This window comes from Fibrobacter sp. UWT3 (genome assembly GCF_900230125.1).
In the GTDB taxonomy this organism is placed as follows: Bacteria; Fibrobacterota; Fibrobacteria; order Fibrobacterales; family Fibrobacteraceae; genus Fibrobacter.
In genome coordinates this window covers 172,706-198,373 of record NZ_OCSS01000002.1, presented here as the reverse complement: position 1 = coordinate 198,373, position 25,668 = coordinate 172,706, and the positions used below count along the sequence as shown (strand labels likewise).

At 52.5% G+C, this 25,668-nt stretch carries 23 protein-coding genes and 2 pseudogenes; 18 read left to right on the top strand and 7 right to left on the bottom strand.

Annotated features, from left to right (window positions below):
• Positions 1-591 (top strand): nitroreductase, encoded by a 591-nt coding sequence (locus tag CRO08_RS08500; RefSeq protein ID WP_097035890.1) that lies wholly within the window; start codon positions 1-3, stop codon positions 589-591.
• Between the two features lie 11 nt (positions 592-602).
• On the opposite strand, the gene CRO08_RS08495 is transcribed toward CRO08_RS08500, so the two are convergent.
• Entirely contained in the window at positions 603-1,250 is a 648-nt protein-coding gene (locus CRO08_RS08495) for a CatB-related O-acetyltransferase (RefSeq protein WP_097035889.1), read from the bottom strand.
• A gap of 144 nt (positions 1,251-1,394) precedes the next feature.
• Here CRO08_RS08495 and CRO08_RS08490 point away from each other — a divergent pair, with 144 nt between their 5' ends.
• The 10 genes from CRO08_RS08490 (at position 1,395) to CRO08_RS08445 (ending at position 12,646) form a co-directional block, all read left to right on the top strand.
• Entirely contained in the window at positions 1,395-2,885 is a 1,491-nt protein-coding gene (locus tag CRO08_RS08490; protein ID WP_255252298.1) for a glycoside hydrolase family 5 protein, read from the top strand.
• 19 nt (positions 2,886-2,904) lie between these two features.
• The gene (folE, locus tag CRO08_RS08485; protein WP_073116020.1) at positions 2,905-3,471 is read left to right on the top strand and encodes a GTP cyclohydrolase I FolE; all 567 of its coding nucleotides are present in this window, start codon (positions 2,905-2,907) and stop codon (positions 3,469-3,471) included.
• Between the two features lie 111 nt (positions 3,472-3,582).
• Positions 3,583-4,851 (top strand): esterase, encoded by a 1,269-nt coding sequence (locus tag CRO08_RS08480; RefSeq protein WP_097035888.1) that lies wholly within the window; start codon positions 3,583-3,585, stop codon positions 4,849-4,851.
• Positions 4,852-4,932: 81 nt separating this feature from the next.
• Positions 4,933-6,156, top strand: a complete 1,224-nt coding sequence (gene glgA / locus CRO08_RS08475; protein ID WP_097035887.1) for a glycogen synthase — start codon at positions 4,933-4,935, stop codon at positions 6,154-6,156.
• Entirely contained in the window at positions 6,156-7,211 is a 1,056-nt protein-coding gene (locus tag CRO08_RS08470) for a macro domain-containing protein (RefSeq protein WP_097035886.1), read from the top strand. Before glgA ends, CRO08_RS08470 begins: the two co-directional genes overlap by 1 nt.
• 172 nt (positions 7,212-7,383) lie before the next feature.
• Positions 7,384-8,043, top strand: a complete 660-nt coding sequence (locus CRO08_RS08465; protein ID WP_097036318.1) for a vWA domain-containing protein — start codon at positions 7,384-7,386, stop codon at positions 8,041-8,043.
• Between the two features lie 158 nt (positions 8,044-8,201).
• Positions 8,202-9,530: a toxin-antitoxin system YwqK family antitoxin gene (locus CRO08_RS08460; protein WP_097035885.1), complete on the top strand. Its 1,329-nt coding sequence runs from the start codon at positions 8,202-8,204 to the stop codon at positions 9,528-9,530.
• Positions 9,531-9,582: 52 nt separating this feature from the next.
• The gene (locus tag CRO08_RS08455) at positions 9,583-10,068 is read left to right on the top strand and encodes a hypothetical protein (RefSeq protein ID WP_097035884.1); all 486 of its coding nucleotides are present in this window, start codon (positions 9,583-9,585) and stop codon (positions 10,066-10,068) included.
• Positions 10,069-10,183: 115 nt separating this feature from the next.
• Entirely contained in the window at positions 10,184-11,818 is a 1,635-nt protein-coding gene (locus CRO08_RS08450) for a right-handed parallel beta-helix repeat-containing protein (RefSeq protein ID WP_097035883.1), read from the top strand.
• A 24-nt stretch (positions 11,819-11,842) separates the two neighbouring features.
• The gene (locus CRO08_RS08445; protein ID WP_097035882.1) at positions 11,843-12,646 is read left to right on the top strand and encodes an FISUMP domain-containing protein; all 804 of its coding nucleotides are present in this window, start codon (positions 11,843-11,845) and stop codon (positions 12,644-12,646) included.
• A 6-nt stretch (positions 12,647-12,652) separates the two neighbouring features.
• Here the strand turns inward: CRO08_RS08445 and CRO08_RS08440 are convergent, their stop codons facing one another.
• The 4 genes and pseudogenes from CRO08_RS08440 to CRO08_RS17005 all read right to left on the bottom strand — a co-directional run bounded on the left by CRO08_RS08440 (position 12,653) and on the right by CRO08_RS17005 (position 14,996).
• Positions 12,653-13,474 (bottom strand): TIGR02452 family protein, encoded by an 822-nt coding sequence (locus CRO08_RS08440; RefSeq protein ID WP_097035881.1) that lies wholly within the window; start codon positions 13,472-13,474, stop codon positions 12,653-12,655.
• A gap of 56 nt (positions 13,475-13,530) precedes the next feature.
• Positions 13,531-14,099: pseudogene (locus tag CRO08_RS08435) on the bottom strand (PDDEXK nuclease domain-containing protein); the annotation flags it as partial.
• A gap of 183 nt (positions 14,100-14,282) precedes the next feature.
• The gene (locus CRO08_RS08430; RefSeq protein ID WP_176495107.1) at positions 14,283-14,702 is read right to left on the bottom strand and encodes a type II toxin-antitoxin system HicB family antitoxin; all 420 of its coding nucleotides are present in this window, start codon (positions 14,700-14,702) and stop codon (positions 14,283-14,285) included.
• Positions 14,703-14,831: 129 nt separating this feature from the next.
• Positions 14,832-14,996 carry a hypothetical protein gene (locus tag CRO08_RS17005; protein WP_173381350.1) on the bottom strand — a complete coding sequence of 55 codons (165 nt, stop codon included), beginning with the start codon at positions 14,994-14,996 and terminating at the stop codon, positions 14,832-14,834.
• A 215-nt stretch (positions 14,997-15,211) separates the two neighbouring features.
• Between CRO08_RS17005 and CRO08_RS08425 the strand changes: the two genes are divergently transcribed.
• From CRO08_RS08425 to CRO08_RS08400, 7 genes and pseudogenes are all read left to right on the top strand, one after another.
• Positions 15,212-18,388 (top strand): type I restriction endonuclease subunit R, encoded by a 3,177-nt coding sequence (locus tag CRO08_RS08425; RefSeq protein ID WP_097035879.1) that lies wholly within the window; start codon positions 15,212-15,214, stop codon positions 18,386-18,388.
• 3 nt (positions 18,389-18,391) lie between these two features.
• Complete coding sequence (locus CRO08_RS08420; protein WP_097035878.1) at positions 18,392-19,810, top strand: helix-turn-helix domain-containing protein; 1,419 nt, start codon at positions 18,392-18,394, stop codon at positions 19,808-19,810.
• A 4-nt stretch (positions 19,811-19,814) separates the two neighbouring features.
• Positions 19,815-20,585 (top strand): annotated as a pseudogene (locus CRO08_RS08415) (N-6 DNA methylase); the annotation flags it as partial.
• A 74-nt stretch (positions 20,586-20,659) separates the two neighbouring features.
• The gene (locus CRO08_RS08410) at positions 20,660-20,989 is read left to right on the top strand and encodes a transposase (protein ID WP_073321178.1); all 330 of its coding nucleotides are present in this window, start codon (positions 20,660-20,662) and stop codon (positions 20,987-20,989) included.
• Positions 20,990-21,006: 17 nt separating this feature from the next.
• A complete protein-coding gene (locus CRO08_RS08405; protein ID WP_176495106.1) occupies positions 21,007-21,855 on the top strand; it encodes an IS3 family transposase in 849 nt (282 codons plus the stop codon).
• Positions 21,856-21,911: 56 nt separating this feature from the next.
• Positions 21,912-22,124, top strand: coding sequence for a hypothetical protein (locus CRO08_RS16715; protein ID WP_141398291.1), 213 nt, complete (start codon positions 21,912-21,914; stop codon positions 22,122-22,124).
• Positions 22,125-22,156: 32 nt separating this feature from the next.
• Positions 22,157-22,891, top strand: a complete 735-nt coding sequence (locus CRO08_RS08400; protein WP_097035876.1) for a DUF262 domain-containing protein — start codon at positions 22,157-22,159, stop codon at positions 22,889-22,891.
• A 31-nt stretch (positions 22,892-22,922) separates the two neighbouring features.
• On the opposite strand, the gene CRO08_RS08395 is transcribed toward CRO08_RS08400, so the two are convergent.
• Together CRO08_RS08395 and CRO08_RS08390 are read right to left on the bottom strand one after the other, a co-directional pair.
• Positions 22,923-24,194 (bottom strand): IS256 family transposase, encoded by a 1,272-nt coding sequence (locus CRO08_RS08395; RefSeq protein WP_097034567.1) that lies wholly within the window; start codon positions 24,192-24,194, stop codon positions 22,923-22,925.
• Between the two features lie 97 nt (positions 24,195-24,291).
• Positions 24,292-25,563, bottom strand: coding sequence for an IS256 family transposase (locus CRO08_RS08390; RefSeq protein ID WP_097034567.1), 1,272 nt, complete (start codon positions 25,561-25,563; stop codon positions 24,292-24,294).
• Positions 25,564-25,668 lie beyond the last annotated feature (105 nt).

Below are 25,668 nucleotides of genomic sequence, written 5' to 3'. Positions count from 1 at the left end.
ATGAACACACTCGAAGCAATACGCACGCGTCGCAGTACTCGCAAGTTCAAGGCACAGCCTGTGGAACTCGAGAAGTTGAAGCAGATTGTCGAGGCGGGGCGCTTTGGCCCTACCGGCGGCAACGCTCAGACGAATCATTTCTTCGTGATTTCGGATGCTTCGGTGATTGCGAAACTCAAGGAATTGGTGCAGGCCGCGTTCGCGAAGATGGAACTCCGCGAAGACCTGTACAAGAGCCTCAAGAATTCCATCACGCTCGCCCGCAAGGGGAACTATTCCTTCTGCTATACGGCGCCTGTGCTGATTGTGGTCGCGAACAAGAAAGACTACGGCAACAACATGGCCGATGTCGCCTGCGCTGTGGAGAACATGATGCTTGCGGCGAACGAGCTCGACCTGGGCAGTTGCTACATCAACCAGCTCAAGTGGCTGAACGAAGACCCGACGCTCCTCGAATACCTGCGCGGCCTTGGCTTGCGCGATGATGAACGCGTGTACGCCTCCGTCGCTATTGGCTATGCCGATACGGAGAGCGGACTCCCGAACCGGAATATCACCGAACGCACCGGCAACGAAGTCGTGTTCGTGTAATTAGTGCCGGGCTATTTCCCGAGCATTTCCTTAACTTTCTTCTTGACTTCTGTCAAGTCGGTGCTCGTGAGTACCGGGATAAGCGAGTTTATTTCTTCGATGGGTTTGTCCCACCAGCGCCATTCGAGCATCAGGTTTGTGAGTTCTTCGTCGAAACGCTTGCGTATAAATTGCACCGGGTTTCCTGCGACAATCGTGTAGGGCTCCACATTGCTGCCAACGACGCTGCTTGCACCGATAATCGCACCGTCGCCGATATGTACTCCGGGGAGTATCGTTACGTTCTGGCCAATCCACACGTCGTTCCCGATAATCGTGTCGCCTTTTAGCGGCATGTCCGCTGGTGCGGGCGCCTTCATGTCCCAGCCTGCGAGCGTGTAGAACGGGAAAGTCGAGACCGCGTTCATCTGGTGGTTTGCCCCGTTCATCACGAACTCCACTCCCGCAGCAATCTGGCAGAACTTGCCGATAATCAGTTTGTCGTTGGTCCACGGGTATAAGTGAGTCACGTGGCTTTCGAACTCGCTGTCGGCAATGTAGGTGAAGTCGCCCACGACTATGTTCGGATTCTTGAGCGTCGGCTTCACGTAGATTTCCTTGTCGTAGCCCGCAATCGGGTGTACTGCCATCGGGTCGGGAATGTTCTTTGGCGTTGTCATAGTTCTAAAATACATTTATTTGTGCGCGTGGTTGACATTTTGTCAACGGGAAATGCATCCGGATGGGTGCCTGCGGGTCGTAAATCCATATATATTTCAAGTGTTGTTTGAAGTGAAGGCGCCTTCGCGCCTTAAAGGGATGTTATGCTTAAAAGCAGACTCAGGACTGCGGCGCTGGCCGCTTCCTTCTCCGTGGCGTCGCTTGCTGTGCTCGCGAATGCCGAAACGCTCCCGACTGCGGGCGAAATGTTCAACAAAATGGGCTTCGGGATAAACATCGGCAACACGATGGAAGTTCCGGGCAACCCGACGGGCTGGGGCAACAAGTTCCCGACAGAAGCCTACATCGATTCAGTGAAGGCGACGGGGTTCAGCACCATCCGCATTCCCTGCGCCTGGGACAGCCACGCGAGTAACGGCGTCATTAACGAAAGCTGGATGGACTCGGTGCAGACGGTCGTAGACATGTGCATGCGCGCAGGCCTCGTGACGGTCCTGAACATCCACTGGGATGGCGGCTGGCTCGAAGAGAATCTGAAGGACGAAAAGAAGGACGAGGTGAACGCGAAGCAGAAGGGCTACTGGACGCAGATTGCGACGCGTTTCAAGGACTATAACGAGAACCTGCTCTTTGCGAGCGCGAACGAGCCCGCGACTACCGACGACAATTACAGGCACGAGACGGAAATCCTGATGGTGTACCACCAGACGTTCGTGGATGCCGTGCGCGCGACGGGCGGGAACAATGCGAGCCGTACTCTTGTAATCCAGGGGCCTTCCACAAGTATCGACCGCACGACCGAGGTGATGCCGGTTTCGAAACTCCCGAAGGACGTGACTGAAAACCGCCTGATGGTGGAGGTGCATTTTTATGACCCGTACACCTACACGCTCATGAACGACATTGCCGACTGGGGCGCGCAAGTTTATCCGCAATACTACTGGGGCGATGACCTCGCAACCGGTGCAGACATCGTGCACAACTGCGGTTACAACGCCTGGGCGGGCGCGATGGGCGACAAGTGCACCAGCGCGCAGATTCAGGACCAGTTCGGCAAGATGAAGACGAACTTTGTGGACAAGGGCGTGCCCGTGATTATCGGAGAGTTCGGCGCGAACGACCGCGTGGGCGTGCTGACGGGCGATAACTACGCGAAGCACCGCAAGGGCCGCCTTGCCTATTACGACGCCGTGATGAAGCTCGCGAAACAGAACAAGGTGGTGCCCATCGCCTGGGATACGGGCCACGAGGGCGAAAACAACATGACCATTATCCGCAGGCAGTCTGCCCCGGACGGCTCCGTGTTCGACATGGATGTGCTGAAGATTATGCGCAGCGCCTACGGGCTCGGCGACTACGTGAACAATGGCATTACGCATGTGGAAAATTTCAAAGCCGGCGGCGAAACGACGGGAATCGTGAACGGCGCGCAGTTGGGTGAGGGTTTGGCGCGTGCGACCCCCGGGATTCTGCGCGTGGGCAACCGCCTGGAATCTGCGGGCGAAATCAAGCTGTTCAACCTGAACGGAACGCTTGTCCGCACCGCGATAAACGGCATGTCGCTCGAAAACATTCCGCATGGTATATATATTGCCAAGGGCGCTGGCGCCTTGGTGAGGGTTGATATCCGGTAATTTTTCTATCTTTGCCCGCATGAACTTGAAGATGATGGAAGACGGCTTCCGGATGATTCTCACCGGCATGGGCGAGAATCCGAACCGCGAAGGCTTGCTCGATACGCCGAAGCGTGTCGCGAAGATGTATGCAGAACTCATGACCGGCCTTTCGGGCGAGATGCGTGCTGAAGACATTCTCAAGACGCGTTTCCACGAGAAGTACGACGAGATGATTATCGTGCCGGATATCGAGTTCGCGAGCATGTGCGAACATCATTTTCTGCCGTTTACGGGCAAGGCCCACGTGGCCTACATTCCGGGCGACTGCGTGGTGGGCCTTTCCAAGATTCCGCGCGTCGTTGAATTCTATGCCCGCTTCCCGCAAATCCAGGAACGCATGACCCGCCAGATTGCCGAACTCATCCAGAAGGAACTGAATCCGAAGGGAGTCGCGGTGGTGCTCGAGGCATCCCACATGTGCATGACCATGCGCGGGGTAAAGAAGCCCGGTGCCACGATGGTCACGACCCAGCTTCTGGGCAGGTTCAAGACCGACGAGAAGACCCGCGCCGAGTTCATGTCGCGCATCTACGCCCCCCGGTAAACAGCCCCTTTTGGATTTATTGTCCATAGAAACTCGCGAAAACCGCGAGTTTTTCCTTTTTTTGCAAGGTATCTTTATATGCGGTTACGGAGTAAATCAAGGAGTAATACAATGAAATCTCGATTCTTCAAGAATCTGGCGAAGGGCCTCGTTGTTGTTGGCGCCGCCCTTGCCGTTGTCAACTGCGACGAATCTACCGTTTCCGCTGCCCAGCAGCAATACGACCCGAACGATCCGCTTGCCGCGCTCAGTTCCTCGGGCATGGCCGACCCTGCCATTGGTGGTGAAGGTGTCGTTGATCCCACGCTCGCATCCAGCAGCTCTACCGAAATGCTAGGTGGCGAAGTCGTTGACCCGCTTGGCGGCAATGTCGACGTTGGCGGCGACGATTCCTGTTTGTCTTCCAGCCTGCCCGATGCTTGCGGCCCCGGAACAAATCCGGTTGCAAACCCAACGAGCAGCGCAACTGTCGACCCGACCAGCAGTGCTACCGTCGATCCGGCAAGCAGTGCCGAGGTTGCACCCGCATCTAGCTCTAGCGAAGCGAAGGTCGTTTCTTCTTCCAGCGAAGAAGTGAAGCCCGCCGGAATATTCCTTGCGACCGATACCGACGAAAACAAGAACTACATGGAAGTTGAATATATCAGGAATACCGCCGATAACGGTGGCGGTGTCCTCTGCTACCCGAAGCGCCTCTCCAACGACCAGAAGCACGGCGTTATCCTGTGGGGTCCCGGTGGCGGTTCCAGCCCCAACGACTATGAAGGTATCATTCGCCGCCTTGCCTCCCACGGTTTCGTGGTGGTTGCCACCAGCGAATCTCCGGATGGCACGAACCGCGGTATTCCCGCTCTCAACTGGCTCGAGAATAAGAACAATAATCCGAGTGACCCGCTTTACCAGAAGCTCGACATGACGAAGGTTGGCGCTTCCGGCCACTCCATGGGCGGCCTGCAGTCCGAAAAGATGCTCATTAACGACAAACGCGTGATTACTGCCGTACTCAACAACAGCGGCGCGTTCAACCATGCGGAACTGACGAATGTCCCTCAGGGCAAGACTGCTGCAATCGTCTACGGTGAAGGCGGCATGGAACGCCCGAACGCCGAAGGCGACTACAACAACAATAACGTCAGGATTCCGGCTTGCCTCCTCAAGATGACGGGCGGCCAGGGCAATGAATGCTATAACGGTGAATGCGGCTGGGGTCACGGTTCGGGACCCTGGGGCGGCATGGCTGCTACGGTTGCCTGGATGCGTTGGCACCTCGGTGGCGAAGACTGGCGCAAGGATGACTTCGTCGGTACGAGCGGCAAGTACATCGATGGCGCTATCGTTGGCCAGCCCGGCAAGTGGAAGGGCCAGTGCAAGAACTTCTAGGAATTTCCACACTCACTCCAAGCACCTCGCCCCACAGGCGGGGTGTTTTTGTATAATTATTGGTGTAAAAGGAGTTCCTTCATGAACGCTGCTATTCTTACTAACGAGTTCCCGCCGGAAATTTACGGCGGCGCAGGTATCCACGTCAAGTTCCTTACGCAGGAACTCGCAAAGCTTTGCCACATCGAGGCACGCTGCTTCGGGAGCCAGGATGTGGACGAGGACAATGTCCGTGCAATCGGGTTTTCGCGCAAGCTGGGCCTGGACCCGGCCGATGACCGCTTCCAGAAGATTTTCAAGCCGCTCGATATCAACCTGCAGTGGGCCGCTACCCTCAAGGATATCGACGTAATCCATTGCCACACCTGGTACAGCCATTTCGGTGGAGTGCTCGCGAGCCGCCTGCTGCAGTGCCCGCTTATCCTTACCACGCACTCGCTGGAACCGCACCGCCCGTGGAAGGCGGAACAGCTCGGTGACGGTGGTTATGCCATGAGCTGCTGGATCGAACGCACCGCATACGAGGCCGCCGATGGCGTGATTGCGGTGAGCCAGGGCATGAAGCGCGACGTGATGAAGCTTTACGGCGTGCCCGAGGACCGTGTGAAGGTTATCTACAACGGCATCGACCCGGAATTCTACGCGCCGACGTTCAATGCGGGCATCCTCGAGAAGTGGGGCGTGGACCCGAACCGCCCCTACGTGCTGTTCGTGGGCCGCATTACGCGCCAGAAGGGCATTAGCCAGCTTATCCAGGCCATTCCGCAAATCGACAAGAGCGCACAGGTGGTGCTCTGCGCGGGTGCTCCCGACACGGTGGAACTCGCCGAGGAATGCAAGTCGCTTATCGAAAAGGTCCAGGCCACCCGCGACGGCGTGGTGTGGATTCAGGAAGCCGTCCCGCATGAGGAACTCCGCGTGCTCTACAGCCATGCGACCGTGTTTGCCACGCCCTCGCTCTACGAGCCGTTCGGGATTATCAACCTCGAGGCGATGAGCTGCGGGACCCCGGTGGTGGGTTCTGCGGTGGGCGGGATTCCCGAGATTATCGTGGACGGCGAAACCGGATTCCTGGTGCCGCTCAAGCACGTGTCCGAGACGGATTTCGAGCCTGCCGACCCGAAGGCCTTCCAGACCGACTTTGCGAACAAGCTAAACAAGGTTCTCGCAGACCCGGAACTTGCGAAGAAGATGGGCGAGGTGAGCCGCAAGCGTGCCGTAGATGTGTTCAGCTGGAAGTCTATCGCCAAGCAGACGTACGACTTTTACCAGGAATGCATCGAGCGCTACAAGAAAAGTAAGTAATGCCCCTCGAGATTGTACGCAACGACATTACCAAGGTCAAGGCCGACGCCATCGTAAATTCCGCGAATAGGCAACCTGTTTGCGGGGGCGGTACCGAATACCAGATTTACGAGGCCGCAGGCCACGAGGATTTGCTGAAGGCCCGCGAGCAGGTCGGCCCGCTGGATGTTGCCGAGGTGGCGGTGACGCCCGCGTTCGCGCTAGACGCGAAGTACATCATCCATACCGTGGGCCCCAAGTGGATGGGCGGCAAGTCCGGCGAAATGCTTGCGCTTGCGGGCTGCTACCGTAATGCCCTTGAGATGGCGAAGGAACTGGGGTGCGAATCCATCGCCTTCCCGCTTATTTCCAGCGGGGTGTTCCGTTTCCCGAAGGATTATGCCGTAAGGATTGCAACGCAGGCCATCGGCGAGTTCTTGCAGACAAACGAAATGCTGGTGACCCTCGTGGTTTTTGACCGCAAGGCGTTCGAAGTTTCCGAGGATTTGTACAGCGACATCCAGGCGTTTATCGACGACAATTACGTACAAGATAAATACGGCGACGTGCGCAGGTATGCAAGGCGGCGCTGGCAAGGTCGCAACACTCCCGATTATGAAGAATGGCCCGCCGAAGAATGCGATAAACTGGTTTTGCAATCGCCGCGCAATCTTGAATGTGTGGAGAATCTGGCTGAAAAATGCTCCATTTCCCTCGATGACATTCTCGCGAAACCCGGCGAAACCTTCTGCGACAAGCTTTTCAATCTCATTCACGAAAAGAACCTGGACGACGTGGATGTATACAAGAAGGCGAATCTCGACCGCAAGCATTTTTCCAAGATACGCAGCAACGTAAAGTACAAGCCTACCAAGAAGACGGCCCTCGCGCTTGCCATCGCGCTCCACCTGAACATGGACGAGACAAAGGACTTGCTCGCCCGCGCGGAACTCGCGCTTTCGCCCTCCAACAGGGGCGACCTGGTCGTTTCGTACTTTATCGAGCGCGGAATGTACGATATCTGGGAAATCAATAACATGCTTTTCAAGTTCGGGCTGCCGACTCTAGGCGTATAACTGCCAAAAATCGCTCAAAAACGACAATTTAAAATGTCGCCTGCCAGGCGACCAAATCGCCTCCTGTAACATCTATTATTGCCATCGTTAACCGGTCGCAAACGCGAAGGTGCGGACGCGCCAAGCCAGTGACCACTACCTAAGCCGCACGAATAGCGGCACGGAGGCAATCATGAAACAGGGACTCACCGAAATCGTATTTATCCTGGACCGCAGCGGTTCCATGAGCGGGCTTGAAAAGGATACTATCGGGGGCTTCAACAGCACCATCGACAAGCAGAAACAGGAGACGGGCGAGGCGTATGTCTCTACCGTCCTCTTCGACACCGAAATGGAAGTGCTCCACGACCGCACCCCGCTTGCAAACATTGCGCCGCTCACCGAAAAGGAATACTACGCCCGTGGCTGCACCGCACTCCTCGATGCCATCGGCGGGGCAATTCACCACATCGGCAACGTGCACAAGTACGCCCGCGACGAAGACCGCCCCGAAAAGACCATCTTCGTCATCACCACCGATGGCTACGAGAATTCGAGCCGCAAGTACACCGCCGAACGCGTGAAGCAGATGATTGAACGCCAGAAGCAGAAGTACGGCTGGGAATTCATCTTCCTCGGCGCAAACATCGACGCCATCGAGACCGCAAGGAACTTCGGCATCGACGAGGATCGCGCCGCAAACTTCGTGAACGACAAATCCGGAATCGGAGTCATGTACGAGGCGGAATGCTGCCTGATGAGCGACATCCGTAACAACCGCAAGAACGCCCGCCAGTGGAAGGCAAAGGTCGACGCCGACTACGCAAAGCGCGGCAACTGCAACGGGAAATAGCCATGTGCGGCGGCTGCCTTACAGGGATATTCTTAGCGTTCCTGTTTATCTATGCAATAATTTTTTAGGTAGGCAGGAACGAAAGAATATTATTTCTGTCATTTTATGGCATAAATATAATGTATATTTATGGTTGAACCACAATGCGGTGAGGGAATATGGAAAAGGTCGAATTGTTCAGGAGATACTACCCCGAAGGGGAACTGCTCGAAGAGACGGAAACCGTGAACGGTGTGAATCACGGCAAGAGCGTTCTATTCTACAGGAGTGGTGCGCATCGGAGCGAGGACAACTTCTGCAACGGGCTGCTGGAGGGCGAATCCCGAATTTACTACGAGAGCGGAGCGGTCCAGTGGCGCTGCGAATATCGCAGGGGTCTTGTCACGGGCAAGGAATACGGCTATTACGAGAATGGTCGATTGATGAAGGTGACCGAGTATGTTGATGGGATGGTCGTGGATTCCGACATTCCCGTTTACGACGAGTTGGGGAATCTGAGGAATACCGAGAAGTGGAGGAACGGGTATTGTCGTGCGTTCCATCGCGATGGACGTATTATGTACGAAGGCGCCCGCGTGAATCACGAGAGTGTCGGCATCCAGAAGCAATACAATCCGGACGGGAGCCTCCGCCGGGAGGAATTCTACTGGAGGGGCCGACGGTATGGAAAGCTCCGCCAGTTCGACAGGTCGGGGGTTCTCGTGAGCGAAACCGAATATGCAAACGGGATGCGCCAGGGTTACGAGCGGCTCTACAATCCGGATGGAACTGTGTACAGGAAATCGTTGTACGTGGATGACCAGTACTGTGGCGGAAAGTCTCTGGATTATGATGAGGGCATACTCCGCTCCGAATGCGACATGAATTATGAACTTCCTGACGGCGAAGAAGTGAACTATAACGAAAACGGTACGGTCCAGTCGAGAATCCAGTACAGCAAAGGAATGGCTGTAGATGGCAAGTACGAAAGTTACGCGGAAGACGGAACTGTTGACGGCTATATCGAGTATGTGAATAATAGAAGCGTTCTTACCGATCTCGATGGCAACGTGAAATACGAAGCCGTATTTTACCGTAACCGTCTGAACGGGCTTTGCTATATGTATTCTTCCGAAGGCGAAAAGAACGAAGGCTATTTTTTCGATGACGAGTTCTACGAGACCAAGGGGGAATTCCTGGATGTGACCTTTGAACTCATGGCCCATATATGTGTTGACCGCTTTGCCGATACATTCCCGGAGTATACCTTAGAAACGTACAAGGATTTCTTTGCAGGGGAGTACGAGAAGGCCGAAAATTCTCCTGCAGCGCAAACGGTATACAGCGACTATGCGGAACTCGAGAATCCCGGCTCCGAAGGGATTCCCGATGCACGCTTCGTGGATTACCTGGTACGAGAATTTGTGCTCAGGTTGCGCCTCCCCAACGACGGCGAAACCGAGAAGGGTATCGTGAAAGGATTGAAGGAACTTGTGGGAATGCCGTAGAAAAAGTGTAGAGTTTTTCATATATTTTATCCGGCTAAAAAGGAGTTTCGCAATGCCGGAACAAGTCTTGACGCGTGAATCGCTGGTGCAGTTTTTCGGGGAAGAAGAATTCAAGAAGTTCTGCAATCACGAGGCGGGCCACGCGCTTGTCGCGTTTTTATTCAAGCGCCCGCTGGATTACGTGAAGATGAACAATTCCAGGGAGCAGCCGGGCACCACGCATATCGCGGGTACGGAACTCGAGGGCGACGCGCATATCGCGATGGCGGGCCATATCGCGGAATTCCTGATGCGCAAGGAATTCAAGTGCGACCTCGATACCGTCATGAAGGAACTGCCCATGGAACTCTACAAGAGCGATCCGGATTACCAGAAGTTCCAGGCGGCGTGCTACTATTTTCAGCTGGCCGAGACGAACGTGGTCGAGCAGGATTACAACATCCTGATGGCCTGCCAGAAGCCACTCTGCAAGATTGCAGAGGCCCTGAACGAGCGGGCCTACCTGAGCCGCGCCGAAATCGAGGCCATTCTCAAGTAATTTTACCATTTCTTTTGCGGCGCTGTACCGGGTTGCCGAAAATTAGTGTATATTCATGAGTACGGGCTTTGCCCGTGCTTTTTTTTGTGGATTAGGACAATTCGCGGAGTCGGACATGCGCCTGAAAAAATGGAACAGTAGAGTATTTGCATTCTCGCTTGCATTCGCGGCGCTGCAATCCTTCGGTGCCGTGTATTACGTGGCACCCGATGGCAACGATGCCAGCGCGGGCACAAAGGACAAGCCCTTCGCGACGCTCAACAAGGCGAATACCGTGGTGCACGCGGGTGATACCGTGTGGGTTCGCGGCGGCATCTATGACCTGCGCGACACCGTCTTTTTCGCGCGGTACAAGATGACTGCGGCAATTCTCCTCACGGCAAGTGGCGAGAGCGACAACAACCGCATCCATTACCTGGCCTATCCGGGCGAGCGTCCGATTTTTGACGGCGCGAACTTGCCCGTGGCTGCTGGCGGGGAACACAGCGACGGCACTCCCGAGGGAGCGATGTACACCTCGCCGATTGTGATATCGGCAAAGTACCTGCATTTGAAGGGCTTTGAGGTCCGCAATACGCCCATGAAACACAACTCGAATTCCGGCGTTTTCCTTTACGCGAGCAAGCACATCTTTTTGGAGCAGATTGACAGCCACCACAACGCGGGCCCCGGATTCTTCGCGAACGACGGCGCGCCAGATGGCGGCGGACACATCTTCTTGAACTGCGACGCGCACGACAACTACGACCCCACCGGATGGCAGGGCGACGGCGAAAATGCCGACGGCTTCGGCGCGCATTACCAGAAACCCGGCGAGGGCGATACCACCAAGTTCATCGGGTGCCGCGCCTGGTGGAACAGCGACGACGGTTTCGACTTCATCAACCAGGAATTCCCCGTGGTGCTGGAAAACTGCTACGCCATGGGGAACGGCTACAGCGATTACGGGCTAGGTAACCCGAAGAACGGCAACGGGCATGGCATCAAGATGGGCGAGAGCACCCTCGGTGGCGGGCGGCATACCATCAAGTTCTGCGCCGCCTGGAAAAACAAGTCCACGGGCTTCTACGCGAACTACACCGGTGCCGGCAGCAAGTGGCTCAACAATACGTCGTACATGAACAAGGACCGCGAATTCTCCATGGCATCGACACTCTTTGATTCCGAAGGGAACCGCATTGCCGAGGTAGCGCCCCTCACCGGCGACAACGCGCACGTGCTCAAGAACAACATTGCCTTCCCGAACAAGAATTCGCAAGTCGGGGAGTGCTGGGAGTATATACCGAGCCAGAACATCGACCGTTATGTGGAATGCCCCGCCGGCGAGAACAACACATGGAACCTGAATCTCGACTTGACGGTCGACGATTTTGAAAGTCTTGACGACCCGAGCATGACCGTCACCGGCGAAGACCTTTCCACGATTCCGGGAATCCTGGGCCCGCGCAACGCCGACGGAAGCCTGCCCGACGTGGGCTTCTTGAAACTCAAGAAGGGGAGTCGCGCCATCGACAAGGGCGAAGATTTGGGATTCCCGTTTGTGGGCGAAGCGCCTGACCTCGGCGCTTTCGAATACGGGATGAGCTCGAGTAGCACGACATCGCTTTTCAGGAAAGTTGTCCGCAATTCTCGTGACCTCAAGTCTCGCTCGGTGAAGGCTTTCGATTTGCAGGGGCGTTTCCTTGGAAAGGTGCCGATTGAGTATGGCGTAGACTTTGTCCCCGACAAGAATGTATATTTAAAATACTAAACGCTTTAACATAGGGAGTTACAGATGAAATTTTATCCTTTATTTGCCGCTTGCTCCATTTTGGCCGTTACCCTGATTGCGTGCGGGGACGATTCGTCATCGGGCGCAAAAGAAGAACCATTGCCAAGTTCTTCTTCAGAAGAAATCACGTCTAGCGAGACTGTGCCAGAAAGCAGTTCGTCTGTAGTGCTCTCTACTATAATCAACGAGGATTCGACCATTATCGATCCGCGCGATTCTAGTACATATAAAGTCATTAAATTCGGAGATCAGATTTGGATGGCGGAGAACATGAAGTATTCGCCCGAAGACACCCTCTGTGAAAAAGGGATTGGGGATGAATGCCTTTATACCTGGTCCGAAGCGATGGGTAAAGGACACGACTACGATCGCAAGTGGCTGGCCATCAGAGATACGACAGGATTCCAGGGGCTTTGTCCGCCCGGGTGGCATGTGCCTTCCGCAAAAGAAGCTTTGGCATTGGAAAAAAGTTTGCGCAGACTTCTGGAACATGGATACGAAAGCGAGTATTTCTGTTCTTCGGTGGTTCAGGAGGATATGTTAAAAGAAGACGGAAGCCGTGATAACTATTGTGAAGCTTACGGTGCTGACGGCCTTTCCAATGGCTTCAACATGCATTTGATTGGGGATCGAAGCGGTTTCTGGCTCGTTGAAGAAGACAACGATCCCTTTACTTGCACTATCGCAAGTGCGGTGACTTTCTGGGGAGGGTCAATTTGGGTGGATGATTTCCCGAATTCAAGAAAGGATAACCTGTACAACCTTCGTTGCGTCATGAACGCAGATGAGGTAGGGGCGCTGTTATAGGGTCGGCTATTCCGACCCAAGATAATTGCGGAATTCCCTGTAGTTCTGCTCAAATCCGGGGCGGCAGAATACCGCGAACTCGATAGTCTCGAAGGCGAAAAGGTAATCCTTGATGACCTCGGCGGTGGCGGCCGCCACGACCTTCGGGTTGTTCATGAACGCCCCGCAGCCGAACGCGCCCAGCACGATATTTTCTACTTTGTTCAAAATAGCGATATCCAGGATGCGGCGGAGCCGCTTGATGTGTAGCTGCTTGAGCGCCTCGTCCGTAATGCTGACATCTCCATAGCGCAGGTTCGGTGCCGCGCACGTGATGACATCCACGCTGTACCAGTCCGTTTCGCCCAGCAGTTCGGGGGCCGAGACATCGGTCTTGAACACGGTCACTCCCGGCGTATAGATGCAGTCGTCGGTATGCAACGCGGTTCTGTTGCGGCGATGCGGCTCGTAGAAGAGTTCCCACATCTTTTGGTCGGTGAGGCAGCTGTACAGGGTGGAACACCTGCAGAGGCATTCTTCCTGTGCGCCCGCCCCCGTCGTGACACCTCCGCCCGGGTTCGATGCCGATGCGAAGTTGAGTACTGCGACCCTGGTGCCCGCATACGCCTGCGCCGCCTCGAACGTGCGCTTCTGCGAAACGACGACCTTGGCCCGCTCCGCATAGACATTTCGGCTCTCGACAGCGACGCCCTCGCGTTCGCCCGTGAATTTCTGCGCCCGCCTTGACTGCGCGATGGATTCGCGGAGCCGCGCATTTGTGCGGCAACGTTCCGCCGTGTCGTTGAACACGGTGACATTCAATCCTCTATAATCGATTCTGTTCTGCATACTTTTAATATCGCTTATTTGCGGGGGAATGTCAAGGGGACGGGGCAAGTTGCCCCCTAAAACCCCGAAGTCAGGTTCATTTCGAGTTCTTCAATGGTGGGGATAGTCCCTTCAATCTTTTCGGGGTAGAAGCGTTCTAGTTCGTATTCTGAAATACTGATTGGCTGTGTGCTTGACTCAATTCCCTGCCGACATAAGCAAAACCCGTTCCCAGTTCAACAAGAAATTTCGTGATGTTGTCAAGCAATTTATCTTTCAACAGTTTTTCGTTGTGCCGCCCCGTGATGCCCGTGAAGGCGAAATCATAGGGATCCTTCGTCAGTTCCTGTGCCAATTCGCTTGTTTCGGCAGGGAGAGTCCTCTGAAAATTGGTCAAAGCCTTCCCATGCCTTTCGTACAGGTCGGTCGAAAGCATATTCAGGAGTGTTGAGCGGCTCCAGCCTTTTTCTACAGTTTGTTGGACGAAGAAAAGGGCTTTTTGCGGGACCTGCTTAAATTTGTCTATTAGAAGTTTGTGGTGTCCCCAGGGTACTTGATACAATTGCTCCCCAACTTGGGGAGTAAATTCAACGAAAGATTGGTACAAGAGGTAAAAGTTCTTCATATACAGTAAATTTGTAGGCGAGAAGCAGGTCGTGTTCCTGCCAGCTATCCAACAACATCGACAAGAAGGTTGATGCGCCTCGTCGCGGATGCACGTACGGGCCAGAGGCCTATGCCGACTGTCACGAGGATTGTCGAATTATCGAGATAAATATAAATAATCTCTCTGCAGAGTGCAATAGGGATGATGTTTCAGATGCCGTAATTACACGAACTCGACTATGAGTTGTTTGCCTAGGGCGTGCGCCAGCTTGTAAAGCGTTTCGACGGAAGGCGAACCCTTCGGTGTCTCGAAACGCTGGTACGCTTGCGGGGTGATGTTTGCGCGACGCGCCACATCGCTCTTCTTTTGTCCCCTGCGCGCTTCGAATAGTTTGTATGCAATCTCGATTCGCGGGGAAAGCTCGACCGGGTAGAGCCCCTTGTCGGAATCGGGCATTGTCTTGGGGAGAATCATCGTGTTGCCGAGATCCAGGTCGCATTCCATCGCGCCGTCGAGGGCATCCTTCGCCTGCCTGAGGGCCTCCTCCTGCGTGTCGCCGAACGCATTCACGTTGGGCAGATCGGGGAACGAAACCACGAAGCCCATGTCCTTGTCTTTCTCAATTTTCGCTGCGTAATTCATAGGTTGTGGGGTCCAACCTCTTTTCTTTGCGTAATCGCAGATTTCTTTAAACTTCATAGATTAAAATACAATATATTTATTTAATTGTCAATATATTTATTTATAAAATAGAGCGCAAAAGCTCTATTTTCACCCCTTTTTCACCAATATTTGGATGTCGAGCAGCTTTTCCCAATCTGCTTTGGTGCGTTTTTCGCGGGGGATGCTCCAAAAGTTTTTCCAGATTTCGTTGTTGAGGGAATCGATTTCGGCGGCTTCGGCGTCGGTAACGGTGCCATTGGCGGTGCTGTACATTTTGTGCTCCTTTCTGCGTACAAGCTTTATAAACGCAGATGTTTTTCAAAGACTATCTAAAACTACACTTTTGTGCACTATTTGTCAAGAGGTAAGATTGACTTTTTTTTCAAATGCGTCGAAAGTCAATATTTTTTTCACGATGACACTTTACTGACAGCATAAAAACTTATATTCTCGAAGAGCGTTTTATACACACAAGCGATATTGTTTTTATGCCAGGTCTTTTTACGGAAGCGACGCGCGTTCAACTGACTGCGATTCAGCATTTGGCTCGCATTGGCTATACGTATTTGGGAAAAATTTCAGAGTCTGGCGCAACGCCGGCGATTCCCTACGACCCAGAGACGAACATCCTTGTAGATATTTTTGCGGAACAGTTCAAGAAGCTGAATCCGGCTGCGACTGTTTCTGCACAGAGCGTGCTTTCGGACATTCAAAAGGAACTGGATGACGACGATTTGGGCCAGCAGTTCTACAAGCGCTTGACCAGCTATTCTCCGCTTCGCTTGATTGATTTCGAACACCCGGAAAATAACACATACCATTGCACGGCTGAATTCACTTGCAAGAATGGCGATGAAAGTTTCCGCCCAGACATTACGTTGTTCATCAACGGGCTTCCGCTTATTTTTATCGAGGTCAAGAAGCCGAATAATGTGGGCGGCATGGTCGCCGAAAGCAAGCGGATGAACGATGAGCGTTTTCCGAAGAAAAAGTTCCGTCGCTTTATCAATATCACGCAGTTGATGATTTTCTCCAACAATATGGAGTACGATGCCAAGGGTGGCGTTGTCCCGATTGAAGGCGTGTTCTATTGCACGGCTGCGAAAAACGAAGCGCGTTTCAATTGCTTTAGGGAAGAGAACCCAAAGCGTGCGGCAATCGCGCCGTTCCACGCCAATTATCCTTATCTACCAATTCCTGCGGATCTCGAAAAGAGAGTCCTGATGGATTTCAATGTTCCGGTATTGAAAGAGAATCCGGAATACAAGACGAATCTCGATATCAACACACCCACGAACCGCGTGCTTACTTCTATGGTGAGCCCGGAGCGTTTGCTCTTTTTGCTTAAGTACGGCATCGCTTACTTGCATGTCGAAAAAGAGAAGGATGGCCAAATCAAGAGCCGCCACGAAAAGCACATCATGCGTTACCAGCAATTTTTTGCGGCCATGATTATCCGTGAAAAACTGGCAGCGGGTGCGACGTCCGGCATTGTATGGCATACGCAGGGTTCGGGCAAGACGGCGCTTTCTTTCCACTTGAGCAAAGTCCTCAAGGACTATTACGCCAAGCAGAACAAAGTCGCGAAATTCTACTTTATTGTGGACCGCCTGGATTTGCTGGAGCAGGCGACCGAAGAATTGAGCAATCGTGGCCTCAAGGTGACTACGGCGAATTCCCGCACGGAACTCATGGAACAGTTCCGCACACAGCAGGCCTTGCAGGGCAACGCCGGTGTCGATGAAATTACCGTGGTGAACATCCAGAAGTTTGAAAATGACACCGAGAAAGTGGAAATCCCGAATTACGCCACGAATTTGCAACGCGTGTTCATTATGGACGAAGCGCATCGCGGCTACAAACCGGGCGGATGTTTCCTTTCGAACCTCTTCAATGCCGACAAGAACTCCATCAAGATTGCACTTACCGGCACACCGCTCATCGGGAGCGAAAAGGCGAGCTGCAAGGTCTTTGGCGATTACTTCCACACGTATTATTACGACCGTTCCATTCAAGACGGCTATACGTTAAAGATTATCCGCGAAGATATCGAAACAAGTTACCGCAAAAAACTGAACGATGCTTACGAAAGCGTGCAGAAACTGGTGGAGAAGGGTTCTGTCTCGAAGGACATGATTATTCGGCACCCCACATACGTTAAGGCGTTGCTCCGCTACATCATCAACGATTTGGCGAAGTTCCGTGCCATGCAGGGCGATAACGACCTTGGCGGCATGATTATTGCTGAATCTTCGGAACAGGCTCGAAACTTGTACAAGTTCTTCAACGAGATTCAGGACGAACTCAATGAAAACCGCATCCAGAAAATCAACTTGAAAGCGGGCCTGATTCTTTTCGATAGCGACGACAAAGAAACCCGCAAGCAGATTATCAACGATTTCAAGAAGAACTACACGATTGATATTCTGATTGTCTTCAACATGTTGCTGACGGGATTCGATGCACCGCGTCTTAAGCGTTTGTATTTCGGTCGCAAAATCGAAGATCATAATTTGTTGCAGGCAATTACACGCGTGAATCGCCCGTACAAGAATATGAAACGCGGGTTCTTGATTGACTTTGCCGACATCAAGAAGAATTTTGACGAGACCAATGCCGCGTATTTGCAGGAACTGAACCGCTACAACGATGCCGATACTGACCCGGACGATAACTTGCCCGACATGTACAATCAAGTCATGGAAGACAAGGATGCCCTTATCAACCACATGAAGGTGGCACGTCAGGCTTTGTTCAGTTATACCACCGACAATGCGGAAGTTTTCTCTACAGAGATTTCTAGCCTTGAAGACAAGAAGGTTTTGATAGAACTGCGCAAGGCCTTGGAACTCGCCAAGGACGCGATGAACCTTGTGCGTACTTTCGGTGACGAGGCCCTTAAAAAGGACTTTGAAAAGCTGAACATCGAAAAGTTGCCGCTCATGCTTTCGGAAGTGAACCACCGCATTGCGATGATTAACCAGAAAGAGGCGTGGACCAATAGCGAAGCGACTCAGTTTGCCGTGAACGAAGCCATGATGAACATTGAGTTCAACTTTAGCTGCATTGGCACTGAAGAACTGAAAATTATCGATAACGGCACGGAACTGCGAGAAAAATATAAGCGCGCACTCCGCGGATTTCTGGATAACTTCGACCACGAAGACCCTGTGTTTGTTGAATTGGAACAGGAGTTCAAGCGCATCTTTGACAAGCACGGCTTTACCCCGGAAAACCTTGCCGTTTATAACGAGCAGAACCAGGCGATGAACGACATCCTGAAACGCCTCGAAGAACTCCGCAAGGCAAACGAAGCCCTTTTGCGCAAGTACAACGGCGACACGAAATTCGCCTACGTTCACAAACGCATTCGCGAAGAGAATAAGGCGCGCGAACCCAAGCATCAGGCACCGATTATCTCGAAGTTCGACGAAGAAATTGTGCAGGCTCTTTTGACCATCAAGGGGACGATTGACGCGAAAGTTTTTGACCGCAACGACATCCTCAAACAGGACGCTTACTTCGGCAAGACCGTGATGAAAGAAATCGCAGACGGGCTCGCGCATTTCCCGCAAATCAAGCCCGAAATGCCCGATTACCTGTTTATCCAGCAGCGCATCGCCAAGCAGTATATTAACCAGTATAACGCCTACTACGGAAATTAAAAGATGACGATAGATGAAATCAAGCAGGGGGAATCCGATACCCTTGAATTCAAAAGAGAGATGCCTTCAAAAGACTCGAAGCTTTTGAAAACTATTGTCGACTTTTCTAACGGCAGGGGCGGTAGGATTGTATTTGGTGTTGACAACAGAACGCTTGACATTGTTGGAATTGAAGCCAGCAAAGTTTTTAAGTTTATGGACGGCCTTGCGAACATGATTAGCGATGCAATTTATCCGCAGGTTAATCCGCGTATCACGTTTGAAACCATTGATGACAAGACCATTGTAATTGCAGATGTTCTGCCCGGTCAAAACCAGCCGTATTGCCTTAAAGCCGAAGGTAGCCTTGATGGTGTATATATCCGCGTAGCCGCCACCACAAGAAAAGCGGAACGGGAGAAAATAAGGGAACTGGTTCTTTTAGGCGAAGGGAAATCATACGACAAGCTTTTCGAAAGGCATGCCCCCGCGAGTGAACAGGCTATAAAAAATCTTTGCAAAGTCATCGAGCAGTATAGCCATAAACGCTCTGTCCGGCTTGAAAACATGCTTGGATGGGGACTCCTTAAAGAGGAAAGTGGTAAATTACTTCCCTCTATTGCCTTTAGGCTGTTGGCTGAAAACGACCTGCATTTTGCCCGTATCCAGTGCGGACTTTTCAAGGGAACTGACAAAGTATATTTTCTCGACCGCAAGGAATTTGACGGTCCACTTAACGAACAAATCGATAACGCCTACAACTTTATTTTGCAGCATATAAATATCGGTGCCGAAATTAAGGGCCTGTATCGGAAAGATGTTCCGGAAATTCCCACTGAAGTAATTCGTGAACTCATCGTAAATGCTGTGATGCACAGAAATTATCTGGCTCATTCGAATATTCAGGTTTGCATTTTTGACGATCGTATCGAAATTACGAATCCGGGAGGCCTTTATGGTGGTTTGACCTTGGAAAAGATGCTGTCGGGAATTTCGAGCATCCGAAACGAATTGATTGCCGATATTTTCTTGAAGATGGGAATCGTTGAAAAATGGGGGACTGGAGTAAAGCGAGTCAGGGAACTCTGCAAGGAAAATGGCTTGGCCGATGTCGAATATTCTGCGGATGAAGACTTCTTTACCGTTGTAATTCGCAGACGCAAAAAGTTCCCCAAAAGTTCCCCGAAAGTTCCCCGAAAGTTCCCCGAAAAAGTTCACCCAAAAAGTTCCCCAGAACTCCCCGAAACACTATCCGAAGGGGCTGTGAAAACATTTAAGGAATTAAAAAAGAATCCCAGTGCGTCTTCTACAGAAATCGGCAAAATTATTGGCCTTACTTCAAGGGCCGTGAAGAAACATTTCGCGATTCTTAAGGAACACGGCTTAATTGAGTATGTTGGCAGCCAGAAGGGCGGCCACTGGATTATAAAGGATGGTAAATAATACCATGAACATCAAAGACAAGACCATTGCCCTTATCGACTCTCTCAAGGCCACTTGCCAAACGTATGGCATGGGCAACGACGGCAACGAATACAAGATTATCACCCAGGTGTTCTTGTACAAGTTTATGGCCGACAAGTTCGGCTACGAACTCAAGAAAATCAACGACCCTTGCCTGAAGGCCCTCAAAAAATCCGACAAGTGGGAAGAGGAATACGCCAAGCTCTCCAAGGCCGACCGCGAAAGGGTGAGCCTCTTCTTGCCGCCCGAAGTCCCGGTATTCAAGCCCGACTACTTGATTGCAAACCTCTGGAACAAGCAGGCCAAGGGTGATTTTGACGCCATCTTCGACGAGACCATGGTCGCCATCGCCAGGGACAACCTGGACGTGTTCTACACCAAGACCGCGCAAGAAACGAAAATCCCCATCTTCGAAAAGTTGACCATCTTTGTGACCGACGATGCCCAGCGTGCAAACTTCGCCCGAGCCCTTGTCGATAAACTGGTGAACTTCAGTTTTGAAGACGCCTTCGCCGAACATTACGACTTTTTCTCGGACATCTTTGAATACCTGCTCAAGGATTATAACACCGCAGGCGGAGGCAAGTATGCTGAATATTATACGCCTAAGGCCATCGCGAAAATCATGGCGCGTCTCTTGGTGGGCGACAACGCCGACCTGCACAACGTAGAATGTTACGACCCCAGTGCAGGCACCGGAACCTTGCTCATGGCGCTCAGCCACCAGATTGGCGAAGACCGCTGCACCATTTTTGGACTATGCAGGAGTTTAATAAGAGGGTAGCATAAGCTACTATATTCATTGCGCAACCCCAAAAAGGTAAAACAATGGCAAAAGTCAACTACAACTCCGAGACAAGGGAACAAGTCATCAAACTGGTCCTGAAAGGCGAAAAGTCCGCAAATCAGATAGCCAAGGAACTCGGAATAGGGCCAAATACGGTCGGTAGGTGGGTAAACGAGTACCGCAAGGAACACAACCTGCCGAGCTATCGCGAGGAACGGCGCATCCGCAAGGTGTCCGTCGAGGAACTCGCCGCCAAGAACAGGGAACTGGAGAAGCTCCTGAAGAAACGCGAAAAGGAACTCGCGGACGAGAAGGAGACGGTAGAGATCCTAAAAAAATCCCTGCACATCTTTATGCGACCACACGACTGAAATGCGAGGCGATACACGTGAACCGCAAGAAATACTCAGTCAGGAAGATGTGCAGAGCTCTAGGAATACCGCAGTGTTCCTACTACCAGTGGTCAAAACAGGAAACGGCAAGGGCCGAACGCAAGGCCCGTGAAGAACGGCTTGTCCAGAAGGTCCGCGACACCTTCGAAGAAAACCACCGCGTGTACGGTTGCCCGAAGATGCTGGCGGCACTCCAAGACAAGGGTGTCGAGGTAAAGGTGTGGAAACTGCGCCGCATCATGCGCGAGAACGGGCTCTATCCAGTCACACTCAGGAAGTGGAAACCCTACCGCAAGGGCAAATGCGACGCCATGTACAGCGAGAACCTGGTGCAGCGTAAGTTCGATCCCGACAGCCTGAACGCCGTCTGGGCCGGCGACATCACCTACGTCAAGACTACGCTTGGCTGGGTGTACCTTGCCGTGGTGTTGGACCTGTGTAACAAGGAGGCGGTGGGCTACGCCGTAAGCAAGAACATCGACACGGAACTTGTCAAGCGCGCGTTGTCCAATGCCATCATGCAACGCGGCCATCACGACGGACTAATCTTCCATTCCGACCGCGGCGTGCAGTACAGTAGCATGGGTTACCGCACGATGCTCTCGGAGAACGGGATAACGCCCTCGATGAGCGCACCGGGCTGCCCCTACGACAACGCCTGCATGGAAAGCTTCTTCGCTAGCTTCAAGAAGGAGATGGCCTACAGGCGTGACTTCAAGGACATCGAAGACGTGCGGGAGGCCGTTTTCAGGTACATCGAGCTGTTCTACAACCGGAAACGGCTCCATAGTTCGCTCGGTTACATGACACCGGTGGAATATAGGCTGTCAAAACAGGCTGCCTAGACCACAAGGGTATACCACTTAACAAGAAAAAAGGATATATTTTAACTTAACCGGTAATGAATATGGTCGTTCATGAACCCACTATTAAAAAACCTACAAATCCAGATTATATTGTAGAAAGAATAAATAAATTATTATCTTCAATGAATATTGATGCGAGAATTAGTCTTGTGGAAGATGTGCTATCTGCATTAGTTATTGAACAGAAAATCGAGGCATTAAATAGCGGAGATCTTATGATAAAGGATGCCGCAGGTATTAGGTGTTAAAATTAAAAAACGTAAAAAAAGAGGCTTGCTTTATGGCAAAAGAAATTGAACCGAAACTGAAACTGATAAGTGAATATCTCACGCTGGGAAAGGATGATAAATTTGTCATTCCTGAATATCAACGTGGCTATTCATGGACGCTAACCCAGTGCGATAAATTATGGCAAGATGTTGAGAATTTTACTAATTCAGATGCGAATGAGCCATATTTTTTTGGGACAGTCATTGTAGATTGCTCTAATGATAACCAGTATAGTCTGATTGACGGACAACAGAGGACGACGACTTTTTTGATTCTTTTGAAGGCTCTGCTTATTCGTTTGCAGGAAGTGTTGAAAGTTTTTAAGCGTGACGAATCTTCGGAAGATCTGGAGGAAAGTTTAAAGGAGTATCGAAATAAAGTTATTGCGATTCTTTATAAAGCTGAAGAATCTGATGATAGAAATAAAATATTGAAAAACTGGGAATTAGTTAAAGATTATGTTTTTCTCGAGAACAAGTCTATAAATGAACCATATAAAAGTGATTTGCACAATATTCTTGCTGCAAAAGATTATGACGAGGCTGCAAATTCTGTTACAACATTATATAAAAAGAAAAAAGACAACAAGTACACGAGTTTCTTTAAGAATTTCAAATTCTTTTACGAAAAACTTTCTGATTATTCCGAATCAAGACTTAATACCTTTGCGAAAATATTTTTGAAAAAATGTCAGGTAATCGAAATTAGAAGTTGGCAGTTTGAGCAGAATTTGTCCCTTTTTTAGTTGAAAATCCAGGTCTCCAACTGGTGTAAATCTAGGCTATTAGCGCTTCATTGTCAAGTAATTTCATGCTCTTTTCCCGAAGTTTTTCGACAAGTTCGGGGATTTCCGCATAGCCGTCCAACCGTCTCCAGTTCTTTTCGCGGTGGAGGACCTCAGCGGCCATCCAGCGTTTGAACATTCCAATGTCCCTGTAGCGCTTCACGTTCTTCTCGATGGCGTCGAGACCGTTGAAGGTGGACTCGATTATGTTGGTCGTTATGAGCGACTTGCGCAGGAGCGCGGGGATGCCCAGCCGGTGGACCGTAAGCAGCCTCTCGCCGCCCTCGGAAAGCGATTTGGCGGCACTCGTGTTTATGCCTTCGAGCCACTCGTGGACCTTGAGAAGTTCCCTTCTCGCGTCCTCGTAGCCCACCATCCCGATGGCGTTGTTGTAGCGCCTGTCGAACTCGGCCCGGTACATCTCGGGCAGATGGGACTCGACGTTGCGCCTCTTGTGGATCACGCAGCGCTGGTGCTTGAGGTCCTTGCCGAAGCGGTCCTTGAGGGCGCGGTTGAGGCCCGTCCCGCCGTCGGTCACGAAGATGATGTCGGGGTGCAGGGCGAGGCCCCTGCTCTCCATGTCGGAAAGGAACGAACGGCACATTTCGGTGTTTTCCGAACTGCCCTGCCAGAGGCCAAGCACGCGCTTGTAGCCTTCCGCGTCAACGCCTATGGCGGCCATCACGACCTCGCCGCAGCGATGCATTGCGTCCATGAAGACGGCAACCGCCTCGAAGTCCTCCAGCCTGCGCTCGTTCAGTTCCTTCAGTTTCCTTGTGCATGCGGCAACGACCTTGCGCGACACCGACGACTTGCTTACGCCGAACGCCTCCCCGGCAGTCGAGAACACATCCTCGTAACGCCTCCCGGACAGGCCTGAGAGGCATGCGTGCAGCAGGTGCTCGGAGAACGCGTCGGGGTCTTTCAGACGGGCGTAGATACGCGATTTGACCTCGCCGTTTTCGTCCCTGAGCCTGGGTACGCGCACCTTCGCCTTGCCACCCGCGATGTACACGGAACCACCCTGGCTGGACCACTTCTTGAAGCCCTTCCTGGGGTGGTATGCTGCACCGCCGAGCTGTTCCCTTTCGGCCAGGAGTATCGCCTCCACGAGCCTTGCGCCCATCTCCCTCGACAGCGCGTCAAGGCAGCTTTTCCCCTGTTCGGCAAGGTCGGCCAGAACCACCCCGACACTGGTCGAAATGTCGATTTCTTCGCGGCGGACGATTGACAGTTTGGGGGTTCTTTTTGTACTTTTCATCATGGTGGTTATCCTCTTGCTTGGTGTTTTTTTGCTGAACCAAATTTACAGAATTTGTCCCTTTTTTAGTTGAAAATCCAGGTCTCCAACTGGTGTAAATCTAGGCTATTAGCGCTTCATTGTCAAGTAATTTCATGCTCTTTTCCCGAAGTTTTTCGACAAGTTCGGGGATTTCCGCATAGCCGTCCAACCGTCTCCAGTTCTTTTCGCGGTGGAGGACCTCAGCGGCCATCCAGCGTTTGAACATTCCAATGTCCCTGTAGCGCTTCACGTTCTTCTCGATGGCGTCGAGACCGTTGAAGGTGGACTCGATTATGTTGGTCGTTATGAGCGACTTGCGCAGGAGCGCGGGGATGCCCAGCCGGTGGACCGTAAGCAGCCTCTCGCCGCCCTCGGAAAGCGATTTGGCGGCACTCGTGTTTATGCCTTCGAGCCACTCGTGGACCTTGAGAAGTTCCCTTCTCGCGTCCTCGTAGCCCACCATCCCGATGGCGTTGTTGTAGCGCCTGTCGAACTCGGCCCGGTACATCTCGGGCAGATGGGACTCGACGTTGCGCCTCTTGTGGATCACGCAGCGCTGGTGCTTGAGGTCCTTGCCGAAGCGGTCCTTGAGGGCGCGGTTGAGGCCCGTCCCGCCGTCGGTCACGAAGATGATGTCGGGGTGCAGGGCGAGGCCCCTGCTCTCCATGTCGGAAAGGAACGAACGGCACATTTCGGTGTTTTCCGAACTGCCCTGCCAGAGGCCAAGCACGCGCTTGTAGCCTTCCGCGTCAACGCCTATGGCGGCCATCACGACCTCGCCGCAGCGATGCATTGCGTCCATGAAGACGGCAACCGCCTCGAAGTCCTCCAGCCTGCGCTCGTTCAGTTCCTTCAGTTTCCTTGTGCATGCGGCAACGACCTTGCGCGACACCGACGACTTGCTTACGCCGAACGCCTCCCCGGCAGTCGAGAACACATCCTCGTAACGCCTCCCGGACAGGCCTGAGAGGCATGCGTGCAGCAGGTGCTCGGAGAACGCGTCGGGGTCTTTCAGACGGGCGTAGATACGCGATTTGACCTCGCCGTTTTCGTCCCTGAGCCTGGGTACGCGCACCTTCGCCTTGCCACCCGCGATGTACACGGAACCACCCTGGCTGGACCACTTCTTGAAGCCCTTCCTGGGGTGGTATGCTGCACCGCCGAGCTGTTCCCTTTCGGCCAGGAGTATCGCCTCCACGAGCCTTGCGCCCATCTCCCTCGACAGCGCGTCAAGGCAGCTTTTCCCCTGTTCGGCAAGGTCGGCCAGAACCACCCCGACACTGGTCGAAATGTCGATTTCTTCGCGGCGGACGATTGACAGTTTGGGGGTTCTTTTTGTACTTTTCATCATGGTGGTTATCCTCTTGCTTGGTGTTTTTTTGCTGAACCAAATTTACAAGTTGGAGACCACCTTTTTCTTTTTGGTTGCAGAAATTTCAACTAACTTTGGGGCATC

What these genes read in the sequence shown, in the direction of transcription:
- glgA (WP_097035887.1), top strand. Translation starts at nt 4,933, where the DNA reads ATGAACGCTGCTATTCTTACTAACGAGTTCCCGCCGGAAATTTACGGC.
- CRO08_RS08400 (WP_097035876.1), top strand. Translation starts at nt 22,157, where the DNA reads ATGGCAAAAGAAATTGAACCGAAACTGAAACTGATAAGTGAATATCTC.
- CRO08_RS08480 (WP_097035888.1), top strand. Translation starts at nt 3,583, where the DNA reads ATGAAATCTCGATTCTTCAAGAATCTGGCGAAGGGCCTCGTTGTTGTT.
- CRO08_RS08425 (WP_097035879.1), top strand. Translation starts at nt 15,212, where the DNA reads ATGCCAGGTCTTTTTACGGAAGCGACGCGCGTTCAACTGACTGCGATT.
- CRO08_RS08390 (WP_097034567.1), bottom strand. Translation starts at nt 25,563, where the DNA reads ATGATGAAAAGTACAAAAAGAACCCCCAAACTGTCAATCGTCCGCCGC.
- CRO08_RS08445 (WP_097035882.1), top strand. Translation starts at nt 11,843, where the DNA reads ATGAAATTTTATCCTTTATTTGCCGCTTGCTCCATTTTGGCCGTTACC.
- CRO08_RS08500 (WP_097035890.1), top strand. Translation starts at nt 1, where the DNA reads ATGAACACACTCGAAGCAATACGCACGCGTCGCAGTACTCGCAAGTTC.
- CRO08_RS08495 (WP_097035889.1), bottom strand. Translation starts at nt 1,250, where the DNA reads ATGACAACGCCAAAGAACATTCCCGACCCGATGGCAGTACACCCGATT.
- CRO08_RS16715 (WP_141398291.1), top strand. Translation starts at nt 21,912, where the DNA reads ATGAATATGGTCGTTCATGAACCCACTATTAAAAAACCTACAAATCCA.
- CRO08_RS08465 (WP_097036318.1), top strand. Translation starts at nt 7,384, where the DNA reads ATGAAACAGGGACTCACCGAAATCGTATTTATCCTGGACCGCAGCGGT.
- CRO08_RS08490 (WP_255252298.1), top strand. Translation starts at nt 1,395, where the DNA reads ATGCTTAAAAGCAGACTCAGGACTGCGGCGCTGGCCGCTTCCTTCTCC.
- CRO08_RS08420 (WP_097035878.1), top strand. Translation starts at nt 18,392, where the DNA reads ATGACGATAGATGAAATCAAGCAGGGGGAATCCGATACCCTTGAATTC.
- CRO08_RS08460 (WP_097035885.1), top strand. Translation starts at nt 8,202, where the DNA reads ATGGAAAAGGTCGAATTGTTCAGGAGATACTACCCCGAAGGGGAACTG.
- CRO08_RS17005 (WP_173381350.1), bottom strand. Translation starts at nt 14,996, where the DNA reads ATGTACAGCACCGCCAATGGCACCGTTACCGACGCCGAAGCCGCCGAA.
- CRO08_RS08395 (WP_097034567.1), bottom strand. Translation starts at nt 24,194, where the DNA reads ATGATGAAAAGTACAAAAAGAACCCCCAAACTGTCAATCGTCCGCCGC.
- CRO08_RS08450 (WP_097035883.1), top strand. Translation starts at nt 10,184, where the DNA reads ATGCGCCTGAAAAAATGGAACAGTAGAGTATTTGCATTCTCGCTTGCA.
- folE (WP_073116020.1), top strand. Translation starts at nt 2,905, where the DNA reads ATGAACTTGAAGATGATGGAAGACGGCTTCCGGATGATTCTCACCGGC.
- CRO08_RS08430 (WP_176495107.1), bottom strand. Translation starts at nt 14,702, where the DNA reads ATGAATTACGCAGCGAAAATTGAGAAAGACAAGGACATGGGCTTCGTG.
- CRO08_RS08470 (WP_097035886.1), top strand. Translation starts at nt 6,156, where the DNA reads ATGCCCCTCGAGATTGTACGCAACGACATTACCAAGGTCAAGGCCGAC.
- CRO08_RS08440 (WP_097035881.1), bottom strand. Translation starts at nt 13,474, where the DNA reads ATGCAGAACAGAATCGATTATAGAGGATTGAATGTCACCGTGTTCAAC.
- CRO08_RS08455 (WP_097035884.1), top strand. Translation starts at nt 9,583, where the DNA reads ATGCCGGAACAAGTCTTGACGCGTGAATCGCTGGTGCAGTTTTTCGGG.
- CRO08_RS08410 (WP_073321178.1), top strand. Translation starts at nt 20,660, where the DNA reads ATGGCAAAAGTCAACTACAACTCCGAGACAAGGGAACAAGTCATCAAA.